Annotated in this window: 12 protein-coding genes and 1 tRNA gene; 6 read left to right on the top strand and 7 right to left on the bottom strand. The window is 69.6% G+C overall.

Annotated features, from left to right (window positions below; translation table 11 throughout):
* Positions 1-199 precede the first annotated feature (199 nt).
* Positions 200-1351, top strand: a complete 1152-nt coding sequence (locus tag CCN51_RS10370; RefSeq protein WP_014181002.1) for an oxalate decarboxylase family bicupin — start codon at positions 200-202, stop codon at positions 1349-1351.
* Positions 1352-1668: 317 nt separating this feature from the next.
* The gene (locus tag CCN51_RS10365) at positions 1669-3795 is read left to right on the top strand and encodes an ATP-binding SpoIIE family protein phosphatase (protein ID WP_143675766.1); all 2127 of its coding nucleotides are present in this window, start codon (positions 1669-1671) and stop codon (positions 3793-3795) included.
* A 401-nt stretch (positions 3796-4196) separates the two neighbouring features.
* Here the strand turns inward: CCN51_RS10365 and CCN51_RS54270 are convergent, their stop codons facing one another.
* From CCN51_RS54270 to CCN51_RS57175, 4 genes are all read right to left on the bottom strand, one after another.
* The gene (locus tag CCN51_RS54270; RefSeq protein WP_014181004.1) at positions 4197-4394 is read right to left on the bottom strand and encodes a hypothetical protein; all 198 of its coding nucleotides are present in this window, start codon (positions 4392-4394) and stop codon (positions 4197-4199) included.
* A gap of 149 nt (positions 4395-4543) precedes the next feature.
* Positions 4544-4963 carry a type II toxin-antitoxin system VapC family toxin gene (locus CCN51_RS10355; protein WP_014181005.1) on the bottom strand — a complete coding sequence of 140 codons (420 nt, stop codon included), beginning with the start codon at positions 4961-4963 and terminating at the stop codon, positions 4544-4546.
* Positions 4960-5190 (bottom strand): FitA-like ribbon-helix-helix domain-containing protein, encoded by a 231-nt coding sequence (locus tag CCN51_RS10350; RefSeq protein ID WP_043487951.1) that lies wholly within the window; start codon positions 5188-5190, stop codon positions 4960-4962. The genes CCN51_RS10355 and CCN51_RS10350 overlap by 4 nt, the downstream gene beginning before the upstream one ends.
* A gap of 136 nt (positions 5191-5326) precedes the next feature.
* A complete protein-coding gene (locus CCN51_RS57175) occupies positions 5327-5899 on the bottom strand; it encodes a DUF2397 family protein (RefSeq protein ID WP_264349521.1) in 573 nt (190 codons plus the stop codon).
* Positions 5900-6100: 201 nt separating this feature from the next.
* Between CCN51_RS57175 and CCN51_RS10340 the strand changes: the two genes are divergently transcribed.
* Positions 6101-8776, top strand: a complete 2676-nt coding sequence (locus tag CCN51_RS10340) for an ABC transporter substrate-binding protein (RefSeq protein ID WP_014181008.1) — start codon at positions 6101-6103, stop codon at positions 8774-8776.
* A 200-nt stretch (positions 8777-8976) separates the two neighbouring features.
* Here the strand turns inward: CCN51_RS10340 and CCN51_RS10335 are convergent.
* Positions 8977-9061 (bottom strand) — tRNA-Leu (locus tag CCN51_RS10335).
* Between the two features lie 265 nt (positions 9062-9326).
* Between CCN51_RS10335 and CCN51_RS10330 the strand changes: the two genes are divergently transcribed.
* Together CCN51_RS10330 and CCN51_RS10325 are read left to right on the top strand one after the other, a co-directional pair.
* Positions 9327-10664: a M20/M25/M40 family metallo-hydrolase gene (locus tag CCN51_RS10330; protein WP_014181009.1), complete on the top strand. Its 1338-nt coding sequence runs from the start codon at positions 9327-9329 to the stop codon at positions 10662-10664.
* A 318-nt stretch (positions 10665-10982) separates the two neighbouring features.
* Positions 10983-11837 (top strand): chaplin, encoded by an 855-nt coding sequence (locus tag CCN51_RS10325; RefSeq protein ID WP_014181010.1) that lies wholly within the window; start codon positions 10983-10985, stop codon positions 11835-11837.
* A 120-nt stretch (positions 11838-11957) separates the two neighbouring features.
* Here CCN51_RS10325 and CCN51_RS10320 read toward each other — a convergent pair whose 3' ends face one another.
* Entirely contained in the window at positions 11958-12146 is a 189-nt protein-coding gene (locus tag CCN51_RS10320) for a DUF5703 family protein (protein WP_014059547.1), read from the bottom strand.
* 47 nt (positions 12147-12193) lie between these two features.
* On the opposite strand from CCN51_RS10320, the gene CCN51_RS10315 reads away from it, so the two are divergent.
* On the top strand, positions 12194-12907 hold the full coding sequence (locus CCN51_RS10315; RefSeq protein WP_043487953.1) for a hypothetical protein: 714 nt from the start codon (positions 12194-12196) through the stop codon (positions 12905-12907).
* A 182-nt stretch (positions 12908-13089) separates the two neighbouring features.
* Here the strand turns inward: CCN51_RS10315 and CCN51_RS10310 are convergent.
* On the bottom strand, positions 13090-15215 hold a 2126-nt coding region (locus CCN51_RS10310), incomplete at its 5' end, for a helix-hairpin-helix domain-containing protein (protein WP_107425953.1).

The raw sequence follows: 15215 nt of genomic DNA, 5'->3' as shown, positions 1-15215 counted from the left end.
GGCGCGTTGGCCAACGCGCCCGGCACCACAGCAGCCGGCGCACTCGTGTGCGCCCTGGTGATCTGCCTGAACGTCTACCTCATCGTGACCCTTGTGAAAGGCGGCTGATTACCGAAGGACGTGTCCTCGGTACACACCTCGGGCGTCCTCCCGGTTACGCATATGGCTTCCGCCCAGCACTCTTCGAAAGGACTCCGCCATGACCGAGACCATCGCACGCGAGGTGCCGCAGCCCATCCGCGACGGCGAAGGAGCCACCGACAACGGCCCGCGCAACACGCAACTGGACCTGCAGAACCCCAACACCCTCGTCCCTCCCGAAACCGACTCGGGCACACTGCCGAATCTGAAGTTCTCCTTCAGTCAGGCGCATATGCGACTGGAGGAGGGCGGATGGGCCCGCGAGGTGACACGGCGCGAAATGCCGATCGCCACCACGCTCGCCGGTGTCAACATGCGGCTCAAGCCCGGAGCGATCAGGGAACTGCACTGGCACAAGCAGTCGGAGTGGGCGTACATCCTGGAGGGCAAGTGCCGGATAAGCGCTGTCGACCAAGAAGGCCGGAACTTCCTCGAAGACGTCTCCGCCGGCGACCTCTGGTTCTTCCCCCAGGGCATCCCGCACCACATCCAGGCGCTGGAGGAGGGCGTCGAGTTCCTCCTCGTCTTCAACGACGGAGACTTCTCCGAAAACGACACGTTCCTCATCAGCGACTGGTTCGCCCACACACCCCGGTCGGTCCTGGCCAAGAACTTCGGCGTCCCGGAGGCGGCTTTCTCCTCGATCCCGACTTCCGAACGGTACATCTTCAACAGCGCGGTCCCTCCGGCGCTCGAATCCGACCGGATTCTCAGCCCGAGCGGTGACGTACCCCGCAGCTTCAAGCACAGTCTCGACTCGCAGACCCCGGTCCGCACCAGTGGCGGCACCGCCCGGATTGTCGACTCACGCAACTTCGAGGCCTCGACGACCACGTCTGCGGCACTGGTGGAGATCGCCCCCGGCGCCATCCGGGAACTGCACTGGCACCCCAACAACGACGAGTGGCAGTACTACATCTCGGGGCAGGGAAGGATGGGCGTCTTCGCCGACTCAGGGCGCAACAGGACGTTCGACTACCAGGCCGGGGACGTGGGTTATGTCCCATTCGCCATGGGCCACTACATCGAGAACACCGGCAGTACACCGCTGAGGTTGCTCGAAATGTTCCTGGCGCCCCGCTTCGAGGACGTCAGCCTGGCCCAGTGGATGGCACTGACCCCTGGCGAGTTGGTCCGGAACCACCTGAACCTCAATGACACCGTGATGAACTCACTTCGCAAGGAGAAGCAGCCAATCTTCCGCCCCTAGCACAAGGCAACTCGACGCACTGCTCAGTGGCGAACACATGGGGCCCTCCACCCTTGAGGGCCCCAGCAGGCGTGGGGACGATTTACCTCCACGCCCCAACTGCGGACGGTGACTGCTCGAAGACCTATTGTTTGCAATTGGCGGCGGAAAACTTGTTCAACCCCGCAGGACGGAGAACCATCCGCCTGTTAGCTTGAGAGAAGTGGCCGGCCTTCCTGGGAACCGCCAGGAGGCTCGATGGTCTCACCGGACACCTGACCCTCGTGCGCATTTGATTGGACTGTGGCGCCGCGACATCCGGGGCGGTCGGATTCGCCTTGCTGGCAAGCCGGCACAGTTTGTTCCGGCGTGGGGACTCACGTCCGGGCAAAGGAGAGCAGGATATGGCGATCACCCTTCGAAGGGACGATTGGGTAGTCGCGATCCTCGTCGGGTACATAGCGTTGTTCTCAGCCGTGGTGGTCGAAGTTTCGGGCAGGGGCCTCCTCCGGTGGGCTGTCTATGCGACGGTCGCGCCTCTCGTGGCTGCCGCGTTGCTGCCGCTCCGCCACACCCTGGTGATCAGCTTTCTCTCCTTTGCGGCGGCCACCTACATCTACGGCGTCGCCTTGCCTGTCATCTCCGTAGGCGGCCGCGTCGTGGTCATCACGGGTGTCGCGCTGGCGGGGGTCATCAGCCTCGCGGTCTGCAAGGTCCGGATGCGGCTCATGATCGCCCGACGTCGACTGTCCCTGGTGAGCGAGGCGAGCGAGCGCCTCGGCGGAACGCTGGACGTGACGCAAACCGCCTGGGAACTGGCGGAGGTCACCGTACCCGCATTCGCAGACTACGTCAGTGTGGACCTCTTCGATGCCGTCCTGAAAGGCAGAGAGCCCCCCACCAAGCCGTTCACGGAGCCCGTCGCGCTGCGCCACGTCGCCCACCGTCCCGATGCCCCAGCACGCACCGACGACGAGTTGAAGGCTGAAAAGAAGGAAGAGCTCCGGGACGTATCGCTCCCCGCGCGCTACCTGGCCGCGTGTGCACCCGCACGGGCGAGCTACGTAGACACCACCGACATCGGGGTCTGGCCGGCGCGCGGCCACACCGACCAGACAGATGCATACCGCATGCACTCGGCCATCGCTGTTCCACTGTGCGCTGGAGGGAGGGCTCTTGGTGCGCTGACGCTTCGGCGGCATCGGCCGCCCTACGCATTCGACACCGACGATCTCGCTCTCGCCGAGGAGATCGGGACACGGGCCGCAATCTGCCTGGACAACGCGCGACGGTACGCCCGTGAACGCGACACCGCGCTGATCTTGCAGCGCAGCCTCTTGCCCAGACACATGCCCGAAGTCGCCGCGGCCGAGGTGGCGAGCCGATACGTCCCGGCGAGCCACAGCGTCGGCGTGGGCGGCGACTGGTTCGACGTGATACCGCTGTCCGGCGCTCGTGTCGCGCTCGTCGTCGGTGACGCCGTCGGGCACGGACTGCACGCCTCCGCCACCATGACCCGGCTGCGTGCCGCCGTGCGCACACTGGCCGACATCGACCTGCAACCCGACGAACTCCTCACCCACCTCGACGACGTCGTCCTTCGGCTCAGCACCGAAAGCAGGCCCGTACACGAGGCCGCGGATGCCCCGGACACCGACGACACCGTAGGAGAGGTGGGAGCAACCTGCCTCTACGCGGTCTACGATCCCATCGCCAGCCGCTGCACCCTCGCGAGCGCCGGCCACCTTCCACCTGTCATCGTCACACCGGATCATCACGCCGAGATCGTCGACACACCCCTGGGCCCTTCCCTCGGCCTGGGGAACCTACCTTTCGAATCAGTGGACGTACACGTGCCGGAAGGCAGTCTCCTGGCCCTGTACACCGACGGCCTCATCCGCGAGCACCATCGCGACTTGGAGAGCGGGGTCCAGGAGCTGCTGCAAGCGCTGAGCATCCCGGAGCCGTCGCTGGACGGGCGGTGCCGGGCCGTACTCGGCGCGCTACTCAAAGACCAGCCCGCCGACGACGTGGCCCTGCTCATCGCGCGCACCCGAGTCCTGGACGCCGACCACGTCGCCACCTGGGACCTCCCGACAGACCCCGCCGTCGTCGCCGAGATCCGCGCGCGCGTGTCCGACCAGCTCACCGCATGGGGGCTTGAGGACGCGGTCTTCACGACCGAGCTCATAGTCAGTGAGCTGGTCACCAACGCCATCCGCTACGCGCAGTCCCCGATCCGGCTCCGCCTCATCCTCGAAGAGCGCAGTCTGATCTGCGAAGTCTCCGACGGCAGTACCACCACCCCCCACCTGCGGCGGGCTCGAACCTACGACGAAGGTGGCCGCGGCCTGTTCATCGTCGCCCAGCTCGCCGAACGCTGGGGCACGCGACACGGCCGTCATGGCAAGACGATCTGGGCGGAACTGATCACGGGCCCGGCTTCGGTCTCCGGGCCCGGTTAGCAACACGGAAACGCGGGCCGTGACCGTTGAGTCACAACCCGCGTATCGCTTGAGGGGCACCGAAAGCATGATTCGTCAGCCGCGCAACAGCGCCTGTACTCCACTCCCGCGAGGCCATACCTGAACGGGTCCAGTATTCACTCGACACTCGGGACCAAGAGCCCGCCCGCTCGACGCCACCTCCTGCCGCCGATACCGCTCAAGTCCGTGGAGGAGCCTGCCGTGGACGGCTTCGCCGCGCACCCGCTTGACCGTCGGGTGCCATCACGAGGCCACCGACCGCATCCTGATCACCGGACATCGCCACCTCCGCATCGTTGTCAACGTACGCCTCGGACAACATTCACCAGACCCGCTCCCCGTCCTGAATCGCAGCCGGCCAACGACCGTACAGCGAACTCTCAGCACGACCGGCTCGATGTCTCATCCACGAGTACACGCAGGTTGCTCAGGATCACCGGGGTCACGGCCCGCTCGACGCAGGACTGGGAATACGCACGCAGTCTTTGCGCTTCTTGCTGCGCGACCGCGATGGCAAGTACCGCGATGGCAAGTACCGCGAGGCGTTCGACGCCGTCTTCCAGGCAGAAGATCTTCAAGAGTGCGCTCCAGGCCCGTCGCGCTCGCCGACCGCTGGGGCATGGAGCCGCACGGGTCCGTGGCCAAGATCATCTAGGCGGAGCTGGACTCTCCCGCCCTGACTGAGCGGCCGCGAGGTGCCTCCGAGAGGAGTCATGCGGTGGCTGATTCAGGTAGAGGTGCCGAACGTCTCGATCTCGCAGCGCGCCACGCCGCTCCTGTCGATCCTGGCGTCACTGGTGATCAACGGCAGACCCAGACCCTCGGCCAGGGCGACATACTGCGCGTCGTAGACGGAGAGGTTGCTCGACAAACCCTTGACGCGCTCCCAGAGGATCAATGTCTCATGCCGGTCGATCGCCAGATCGCGGTACGTCGCCACAGCCTTGCGGAGCTGCTTCTCGCTCAGCTTGGGCTCGCCGCCACGTCGGCCGCGCGCCAGGCCGAGCAAAGCGGACATGATCTCGTAATCGATCAGGTGCGGTGCGGCAAGCCGGTCCTCCTTGGCGACACGTTCGCGTACCAGGTGCCCGGTGGGGCCCTCGTCGCTGAGGAAGAAGATCAGCGCCGAGCAGTCGACGACGATCACCGGCCCGCCCTCGCGTCGTCGATCGCAGCCAGCACATCCGACGTACTCAGGCTCGCCCCGGCCTCGGCTTCCGCGCGGGCGGCGGCCTCGGCGAGCGTGGGCCTGGCGGCTTCACCGACGAGGACGTCGAGTGCGTAGGCCTGAAGCGATTTACCCGCCTTCGCGGCGCGGGCCTTCAGTGTGACAAGGGCATCGTCCGGGACATCGCGAATGGTCAAAGCAGTCATGCCTGCATTGTAGCTGCAGCGCATGCAGAATGCATGCCCTGAGACCCGGACCCATGGTCGACGAGCGCGGCGGACGGATCAGCCAGTCGGTCGGCGACAGCGGTGGCGATCACTTCGGCCGCTTCCCGGTTCACGGTCATCCCCTCTCTCCTGAGCCACGGGCGCGCCAAGGCAGGGCGGCGGCACGGGCGAGACGACGGCAGGTGTCCTCGCCGTCATCGTCAATGCCCACAGCCCGGATGCGGTGGGCGTGCGGGAGTGAATCGAGGACCGCGGCCACCGCCACCTCCTGGTCGCTCTGGGGCTGCGAACTGGGCGGCCAAGGCGGCGGAGCCGAGCAGCGCCGCTGCCAGTCCGCCTCCCGCTCCGCCGGAGTCCCGAACAGCCGCTCGTCGGCCTCAGCGGCGAGCTCCGCAAGCCTGGCCCCTCCCTGTCCGTCGGCCTCGGCCACCTCGGCGGTCCGCGCCGCGAGCAGGGGCACGTAGCGGGCGAGTTCGGAGTGGAACTCCCGCATGTGGGCAAGGAGCGCGTCCTTGTGCGCGAGGAACACTTCGGGTCGGGTGTCGTTGGTGCGCGCCAGGTCGCCGAGCATCAGGCAGAAGCGGGCGGTGCACGTACTGCGACACCTGCTACGGGTCCACCGTCGACGATTACTGGTGACGGAAGTCCGCGCCGACAGCAGTGTCGCGACGCGGCCCGTCAGGAACATGCCTCGAACGTCTCGAACTCACAGGGCGCGGCACGACCGACGGTGGTCACCTTGTGCGATTGCGGTGGCGCGCTCCGCAGTGGGCGAGGATGATAGCCCTGGGCATCAAGTGCCTTATTTTCATGGGGTTCGCGTTCGGTATGAATGGTTTCGGTGGTTCGTACCGTGTGACGGCACGAACCACCCGGGGGAGGTAACGCCATGTCTTCTTCTGTCCCGCCGCTTCCCAAGATCAACTCGTTTGTCGAGGCGCTCGAACAACTCATCAAACAGCCGCCCAAACAACGCGGGTCCGCCCCCCAGGTTCTGCTCACGCAGCTGAGCAGCGGCACGGAGGCGGAGCGCGTCGCGGACGGGCTGTGCGGGCGCTTCAGCGCTGCGGGCCGGGCCAGGATCCCGTACGCGCAGGTGGCGGGGGCGCCCTCCGGCCCGCGGCGCGAGGGTGTGAGCGACACCTTCCAGAAGATCGAGGAGGAGCTCCTCCGCAACCGGCCCGGCGGCTTCGGCAGGCTGCGGCTGCCGCAGTACCGCCTCATGTGCAGCATCGTCGAGGCACAACTCACCGAGAGCCAGCCCCTGGTGCAGGCCGAGGAGTTACGGGACAGGTGTTACGAGGCGCGCTGCAAGGACTCCAGGATCCTGCGAGCCCTGGAGGCCGTCAGCGGAGGCGAACAGCCCCCGCCGAGCATCCCCGCCACCGCCTGGTACTGGCTGCGCCGCCCACTCCTGGGCCTGCTTCCACGCTGGTGGTACGGATGGCGGAACGGGCGTCGGATGACGCGCAAGGGCAGCTGGTACCGCACCTGGGCGGAACTCCCCGAGAAGGGTGCGGACTTTTTCGCCGACGCCCGGCGCCTTGCCGGCGCGGACGGCTCCTCCGGACTCGACCAGACCGTGGCCGTGCTGCTGCGGGCACTGCTCGCCGATTTGCAGGCGGCCTTCCGCCACCCGCTGCTCTCCCCGTGGAGGCGTCGACGCAAGCACCGCTTCGTCCTCGTCTTCCCGCAGCTCGACCCCACCGAGCCTCAAGTGGGCCAGCTGCTGACGCAGTTCCCCGATGCGGTCGAGCAGACCGGATGCACCGGAGTGCTCCTGGTGGCTGCGGCACCCCCCAACGGGGAGCCTACGGAGAACTACGCCGAGGCCGCCATCACGCTCAACTCCTGGAGAGCGACCACAGGGCTGGGCAGGGCCCGTGTCGTACGGGTGGGAGTGGAGCCGCATGCCGACGACGCGGACGCCGCGCGCTGGCTCAGCCGCTTCCCGGAGATCTACCTCGAGAAGACCCACTCCGACCTCGCCCCGCGGTTCGAGGCGGGCCTCGCGTCAGTGACTGGGGCCACCACGCTGGCACTCCTCGCTACATACGGCCTGACCTGGCTGCTGCCGGAGGGGGAGAAAACCGACTGCCTGACCCGCAGTGCCGCGACTGAGTCAGCCGCGCCGTCCGGCACCGGCCGTATCCCCTCCGGCAAGTCCCCAAAGGAGCTCTACAGAGCGGTCCGCGCCGTGATCGAGCGGCAGAACGAGGAAGCCGACGCGGCCGCCTCGCGGCCCGGCGCGATGGTGCGGACCGTCGTCTATCTGGGCGTGCCCGTCACCGTCAACTCATGGAAGGAGGCAATGTACAGCGGAGCGATTCCCGAACTGCGAGGGATCGCCCTGGCCCAGGAAGAACTCAACCGCGAGGCGTCCCGGGACGAGGGCAACAAGGTGTGGCTGCGAGTCCGGGTCGAGGATGCGGGCACGCGGTTCACCAAGGCGCCCGCCGTCGCCGCCGGGATCGTGAGAGAAGTGAAGAAGGAACAGGGCGACGAGCAGATCATGGGAGTGGTCGGCCTCGGCCAGAGCCGCGAGGACACCCTGCGGGCCCGGGACATCCTGGGCGAGGGCGGGCTGCCGATCATCGGCACCGTCGCGACCGCCGAGGAAATGCAGCGGCACCCGATGTACCGGCAGGTCGCACCGGACAACCGCCGAGAGGCGCGTATCGCCGCCGACTTCGCCCGTCGAGGCAACATCGTGCAGACTGCCCCGGGCAAGTGCGCACCCGCCGAGCAGGCCGTAGTGATCGCGGACCCGACCGACAACTACAGCGCCAATCTCAGCGAGCGGTTCACCGAAGAATTCAGGGACACCCATCGCATCTGGTACACCGCGGGCGACGGCCGCGTGAGCCACCACCCCGCGCAAGAAGACGACGTCGAATGGGTCCGGAAATTCTCCGAAATGGCCGAGAAGGTCTGCCGGCGACTCAAGGACGAACCGCGCACGGTGGTGTACTGGACCGCGCGGGCGGATGAATTCGGTGCGTTTCTGGATGAATTCAACAGTGGCACGGCGTGCAATGGCCGGCTGACCGCGCTCGGCGGAAACGACCTCACCAATGCCGTTGTCGACGCACAGCGCCCCAGCGAGCGCTACCCCCGGCTGCGGCTCTACTATGCGGCGCACGCCCTGCCCAAGTCGTACCCGCCCAACGTCATGGGCGAGAACTTCCGTCGGCAGTACGCCGCCGCGTACGGCGAACACGACCTCTGGAGCAACGACGGCCGCACGACACTGGCCTCGGACGCTCTGCGGGTGCTGGCCACGGCACTCAACGAGGCGCGTCAGGACGCGGGGACGGCGGCATTCGGCCGCGGCACGGTGCAGGCCGCACTGGTGAACGGAGCCGGCGGCGCGGCCGGGGTGCGGGGCGCGTCGGGGACGCTGGCGTTCGGACGGGACGGCAAAGTCCCCGCGGCCAAGCGGCTACTCATCCTGCACGACACAAAGCGCGGGCCGGAGGTGGCATTGGAGTGTGGAGTACGCGACAACGACGACGAAAGGAAGGCATGGGGGCCAGGCAATCAATTTACCTGCCCGGACGACTAGGGTCTGTCCGCGGTGACGCCATCAGGGCGCAAGCCCTGAACGCACACGATCTCCACATGAACCCCCGCACCACGAGATCGGGAGAAACCCCAGGCCAGCGCGCTGTCACCACGACAACCTCGCGCACCCATTTCAACCACCTGGCCAGGGGTCTCATGCAAAAAGCCTGATCAGCGCACTGACCAGACTTTTAGAGTGAGTGTCCGAGGGGGGACTTGAACCCCCACGCCCGATAAAGGGCACTAGCACCTCAAGCTAGCGCGTCTGCCATTCCGCCACCCGGACCAGGTGTCTGTCGCCCGGCCCGTGGCCGTTCCGACGGGAAAACCATAGCAAACATCCGGACGTGCTCGATCACGCGTGCCCGTGCCCCGGGGCGGCCCCGCGGCGGCCCCGCGGCGGTCCGGCGGCCTGGAAGTGTGGACGGGATGTGACGGCGGTATTTCCGCCTTGGGCTGGGCGGGTAGGCGCGGGAGGATGGCGGAGGACCCCTGCCGCGGGCCCTGCCCGCGCGCGGGTGCTCCGTGGCAGCAGAACTTGAGGAGGCAGTGTGAGCGAGTCGACTTCGGCCGCGAGTACGACCGGTGCGGTCAGTGGTGAGGACGAGGTCGTCGACCTGTGCCGCGACCTGATCCGATTCGACACCAGTAACTACGGAGACCACTCCGGCCCGGGCGAGCGCGCGGCCGCCGAGTATGTCGCGGAGAAGCTTGCCGAGGTGGGGCTCGAGCCGCAGATCTTCGAGTCGCACAAGGGCCGGGCGTCCACGGTCGCGCGGATCGAGGGCGAGGATCCTTCGCGTCCCGCGCTGCTCATCCACGGCCACACCGACGTCGTCCCGGCCAACGCCCTGGACTGGACCCACCACCCCTTCTCCGGCGAGATCGCCGACGGCTGCGTCTGGGGCCGCGGCGCGGTGGACATGAAGGACATGGACGCGATGACGCTCGCGGTCGTACGCGACCGGCTGCGCAGCGGCCGCAAGCCCCCGCGCGACATCGTGCTGGCGTTCCTCGCCGACGAGGAGGCGGGCGGGCTGTACGGTGCGCGGCACCTCGTCGACAACCACCCGGACCTCTTCGAGGGGGTGACCGAGGCGATCGGCGAGGTCGGCGGCTTCTCCTTCACGGTCAACGAGAACCTGCGGCTCTACCTGGTCGAGACCGCCCAGAAGGGTATGCACTGGATGCGGCTGACCGTGGACGGCACCGCCGGCCACGGCTCGATGACCAACAACGACAACGCGATCACCGAGCTGTGCGAGGCGGTCGGGCGGCTCGGGCGGCACAAGTTCCCGGTCCGGGTCACCAAGACCGTACGGTCCTTCCTCGACGAGCTGTCCGACGCGCTCGGCACCCCGCTCGACCCGGAGAACATGGACGAGACGCTGGCCAAGCTCGGCGGCATCGCCAAGCTCATCGGGGCGACCCTGCAGAACACGGCCGCGCCGACCATGCTCGGTGCCGGCTACAAGGTCAACGTCATCCCGGGCCAGGCCACGGCGCATGTGGACGGCCGCTTCCTGCCGGGGTTCGAGGAGGAGTTCCTGGCCGACCTCGACCGGGTCCTCGGCCCGCGGGTCAAGCGCGAGGACGTGCACGCGGACAAGGCCCTGGAGACCACCTTCGACGGCGCGCTCGTCGACGCCATGCAGTTGGCGCTCAAGGCCGAGGACCCGATCGCCCGCGCCGTGCCGTACTGCCTCTCGGGCGGCACCGACGCCAAGTCCTTCGACGACCTGGGCATCCGCTGCTTCGGCTTCGCGCCGCTGCAGCTGCCCCCGGAGCTGGACTTCGCCGGGATGTTCCACGGCGTCGACGAGCGGGTGCCGGTGGAGGGGCTCAAGTTCGGCGTCAGGGTGCTCGACCGGTTTATCGACGCGTGCTGACCGTGCTCATGGCCGCGCGCCGACCTCCCCTGGCGGGCATTTAATCGAGCACGCATATCGATCACACATACTGACTGAATCAATAAGGGTGAATGGGGTCGTAGATTCATAGCTCGATTGCTCCTTCCTCGTTACATGGTGTGCGGCCCCCAACGGGGGTCGTTGCATCGATCACGTGACGTGGAGTCACAGTCCAGAGGGGTGTGATCCCGGGTGTCCCCGGAGGCCGGTGAGGTGCTTCGGGGAGGCCGGGATGGGGGGCGGGCGCTTCCGCTCGCGCGCATTCCGCAGGACGGAAGGCAGGGGAGCGAGACAGTTATGCGACAGGTTGCGAAAAAGGGCCTGATCACCATCGCGGCGGCGGGCGGCGTCCTGGCCGTGACCGGCGGCTACGCCTACGCGGACACGGGGGCCAGTGGCGGTGCCGCGCACTCGCCGGGCATCGTGTCCGGCAATGTGGTCCAGGCGCCCGTCAATGTCCCGGTGAACGTCTGCGGAAACACCGCGACCGTTCTCGGGGTGCTGAATGCGACGGGGGGAAATGGCTGCGGCAATGTGGTCCACGAGGGTGGGTCCGGGAGCTCCCAGCACACCGGTTCCAGCGCCGAGGGCCAGACCGAGAATTCGCCGGGCATCGGCTCCGGCAACAATGTCCAGGCCCCGGTCCATGTGCCGGTGAACGCTTGTGGGAACGGCGTCGGGATCGGCACGGCCGGGAACACCGACATGGGCGGCGAGTGCGGCGGCGTCGTGGATGTCGTTCCGAACGACCCGAACGAGCCTGGTGACCCGAACGAGCCGGGCGACCCCGGTGACCCGAGTGACCCCGGTGACCCGGGAGAGCCGGGTGACCCGAGCGACCCCGGAAAGCCGCATGAGCCGGGCAAGCCGCACCACCCGGGGGGCAGCAAGCCGGGAGGCCACACGCCTGCCCCCTCCTCGCCGGGCCACAGCGGCGGCCACGCGGCGGGCCAAGGCGGACAGCAGGGAGCCCAGCAGATCGGCGCACACGGCGCCGGCGCCTCCTCGAATCTGGGAGGCTCCCAGCTGACGGGCACCGAGCAGCTCGCGCACACCGGCGTCGGACCGGTCGAGCTCGCCATCCCGGCAGCCGCGGGCATGCTGCTCGCGGGCACCGTGCTCTACCGCAGGGCGCGGGCCGGCCAGCACTGAGACGGCGCTGAGCCGCAGTGACCAGCACTGAGCGGCACTGAGACCGGTACGTCACGCTACGGCGCGGCGTCGAGCGGGCCCCGCACACCGGCGGGGCCCGCCCGGCGTTTCAGCGGCGGCTTACCACGTGGCGCGGAGCTGGCGGATGATCCGACGGCGCAACCGCACCCTGCGGCTGCCGTCGGGATTGAGTCTCAGGCGGTCGAGCTCCCAGTGTCCGTACTCGGCATGGTCGGTCAGCAGACGCGTGGTGGCCTTGCGGGAGACCCCGCGAGGCACATACACATCACAGAATTCGTATTCCGGCATCGCATCTATTGTGCGGGACCGGGCCTGCTACGGATAGCGTCTGCACTATGTCTGATGCTGCGCAGCCATCCGCTGCCGAGGTACGCGCCGCCGCCGAAGCGGTGAAAGCCGCACTGGATCGTCACCTCGACGCTGTCGAACGCCGGTCCGGGGAGGACGACCCGGCCGTCTACGCCGCGTTCAACGAACTGGCCGCGGCAGCCGAGGTGTACGACGAGCTGCTCTATGACGCCTACGACGAGGTGACGCCCTTCGAGATCCCCGGTGACGACACCCTGCCCGCCTATACCGGGCCCGAGGAACCGAGCGCTCTGAGCGTGCTGATCCGCAGGGACTACGCCGTCGTCGAACCGCAGCGCCTGCTCTCGCAGGCCAGACGGGTCGCCGAGCTGGATGGGGGCACCGACTCGGACAACGGCGGGGCGGGCGGTGCGGCGGCCGTCGGCGACAGCGTCCAGACCGCCATCGGGGTGCTCTTCGGCGAATACGAACCGGACGAGATCGCCTCCCGGCACAAGGAGTTCGGGCTGGAGGAGGGCGACTCGACCCTGTGGGTGGCGGCCGGGGACGAGCTCGCCGAGCCGGGGGAGTGGCTGGCCGCCCCCTTCGACCAGCCGGATCCGCACCAGGTCGTCTGTCGCTTCGACGTCAGCACGGTCTTCGACGAGGAGCTGGACGACGAGGACGACGAGGATGACGTTGCCGACGAGGTAGAAGAGGCGGACGAGGAGGACCTGGAGGTACTGGGCCCCGGGAACTGAGCCCCGTCGGGGCCTCGCCGGGGCTCTCCACCGACCGTCCCTGAGCGCCGGGCGGGCCACCGGGCCCGCCCGGCGCTCCAGCGTCTGCCGAGGTCCGGCCCTTGGCGGCCGGGGCTCCTGCCGGGCTGCAGCGCTGACCTGGGCGGCCCGCCCGGCGCCCACTGGCGTGGGGCGCCGCCGGCCTACCCGGCGGACGGGAGCTGCGTCTGCAGCAAGGACCGCAGCCGGGTGGTTCGGTCCTTCGCGGGGATCTCCGCCACCGACCGCGCCAGCGCCGCGTCCGCACCGTGCACCACGGACAGATGGCGCTCGCCACGGCCGAAGGCCGTGTACACCCAGGCCCGGGTCAGCCCCGCGGCCGCGTCGCCGGGCAGCACCACGACCGCCGCCGGCCAGCGCGCGCCGACGGCCTGGTGGGCCGTGAGCGCCCAGCCGTGGCGGACCGTGTCGGCGACCTGCTCGCGCGGCACCACGACGGCCGCGCCCGCGCAGTCCAGGTGCAGTCCCTCGGCGTCCGCCGAGACCACCGTGCCCGGCAGCGCACGTCCCGGCGCCGGGACGTAGGCGACCCGGTCGCCAGGGTCGAAGCCGCCGAACCGGCCGGGCCCGGGGTTCAGCCGCTCCTTCAAGGCGGCGTTGAGCGCACGCGTCCCCGCGGCGCCGCCGTGGCCCGGGGTGATCACCTGCGTATGCTCCGGCGGCACGCCGAGCGCGCGCGGCACGGAGTCCGCGACCAGCTGGACCGTGCGGTGCACGGCCTCGCCCGCGTCCCGCACCGGGACGATCACGACCTCCTTGCCGGGGGCCTCGACCTGGTTCAGCTCCCCGATCCCGATGCCCGAGACCAGCTCGCCGATCGGCCCGGGGTCCGGTGTCCGGGAGACGACCTGGGGGCAGCGGCGGGCGGCCAGCAGATCCGCGAAGACCTTGCCGGGGCCCGCCGACCACAGCACACCGGGGTCACCGCTGAGCACCAGCCGCGCACCGTCCGGCAGCGACTCCACGAGCATCGCCGCGGTTTCCACGTCCAGCTGCGGGGCGTCCAGCACGGCGATCACATCGAGCGCGAGCGCGCCGTCCTCGTCGCGGCCCGGACCCTCGTGGCCCGAGAGCAGCCCGGCGACGGTGACCGCCGCGTCGGACCCGCCGAGGCCGGTGCCGCTGGTGCGGTCCGCGCCGCTGAAGCCGTCGGAGTCGCCGTCCGGGCCGCGAAGGCCGTCGGCGCCGGGCTCGGGGGCACCTTCCCCGGCCGAGGCGGCCGAGGCGGCGTCGATCAGTTCGGCCAGCCGCCGTCTGCCGTCCTCGGTGTGTGCCGCCGCGTACGCCCGCAGCCCCAGGGATCTGGCCGCGGCGACAAGCGCCGCCGGTTCGGCGCGGGCGGCCTCGCCGCCGCTGTGTGCGACCAGGCCGTGGCCCGCCGTCGTACGGATGAGCTCCGCCGCGGACGGGCTCGGCGCGGCCGCTGCCGCGGCCGCCCAGTCGGCGGCGCCCGGACCGGCCCCGTCCGCCTCGCCGTGGCCGGAGCCGTCCGCGGAGCCGTCCGTGGAGCCGTCGTCGGAATCGGCGCTCGCGCCGCCTCCGTCCCTGCCATCGCGGCCACCGTCGTCACCGGCCTCGCCGCCGGGTGCACCGGCCGCCGGGCCGCCCGAGCGGTCGGCGAAGGTGCCGGCGAGCCGGGCTAGGCCGTCGGCCAGGCTCTCCTCCGCCAGCGCGAAGCGGTCCAGCCCCAGCAGGACCCGCACCGGCTGCTCGTCGTCGGTGCCGTCCGCGTCCTCCGACGCCGGGCGGGCGGCGGCCCCGGGGGTGTCGGCGGCGTCCTGGAAGACCAGCACCAGGCCGTCCGCGATCGCGGACCGCAGCGCCGCGTCCGGATCGGGCACGGACAGTTTGGCGAGCCCGGCGCGCAGCGCGGAGGACTCCAGCGCGGTGTGTCCTTCGAGCGCGGCGCGCTCGAGCAGCCAGACGGTGAGCGCCTGCGCCCGACGCTCGTCGTCCGGCCCGCAGTCCGGCCCGAGCAGGGCACGGGCGAAGCCGTCCGCCTGCTCATGGCGCACGCCGGACACGGCCAGCAGCTGCCAGGGGTCCTCGCGCAGCACCTCGGCCGCCGTCTCGCCCAACGCGACCACGACCGCACCGGCCAGGTTCTCGGGAGCCCCGCCCTCGGCGAGCACCCGGCGGACCTCGGCGGCCCCGGGGCCGTCCGCCGCAGGCCCGGCCCCGGCCCCGGCCATGGGCCGGACGGGCTGTCCGGCGCCCGGCGCGGCGGGCACGCCGCGCACCGGGCCGGGCCCGCCGGGCCCGGCGGCCC

Origin of the sequence: Streptomyces milbemycinicus (genome assembly GCF_002154605.1) — a bacterium.
GTDB classification, from domain to species: domain Bacteria; phylum Actinomycetota; class Actinomycetes; order Streptomycetales; family Streptomycetaceae; genus Streptomyces; species Streptomyces milbemycinicus.
Note: the sequence above shows the minus strand (reverse complement) of the source record. Positions and strands in the feature narration are given on the sequence as shown.

Coding starts and splice junctions, on each gene's coding strand:
- CCN51_RS10370 (WP_014181002.1), top strand. CDS start 200: ATGACCGAGACCATCGCACGCGAGGTGCCGCAGCCCATCCGCGACGGC.
- CCN51_RS10350 (WP_043487951.1), bottom strand. CDS start 5,190: ATGACTGCTTTGACCATTCGCGATGTCCCGGACGATGCCCTTGTCACA.
- CCN51_RS57175 (WP_264349521.1), bottom strand. CDS start 5,899: ATGTTCCTGACGGGCCGCGTCGCGACACTGCTGTCGGCGCGGACTTCC.
- CCN51_RS10340 (WP_014181008.1), top strand. CDS start 6,101: ATGTCTTCTTCTGTCCCGCCGCTTCCCAAGATCAACTCGTTTGTCGAG.
- CCN51_RS10325 (WP_014181010.1), top strand. CDS start 10,983: ATGCGACAGGTTGCGAAAAAGGGCCTGATCACCATCGCGGCGGCGGGC.
- CCN51_RS10320 (WP_014059547.1), bottom strand. CDS start 12,146: ATGCCGGAATACGAATTCTGTGATGTGTATGTGCCTCGCGGGGTCTCC.
- CCN51_RS10315 (WP_043487953.1), top strand. CDS start 12,194: ATGTCTGATGCTGCGCAGCCATCCGCTGCCGAGGTACGCGCCGCCGCC.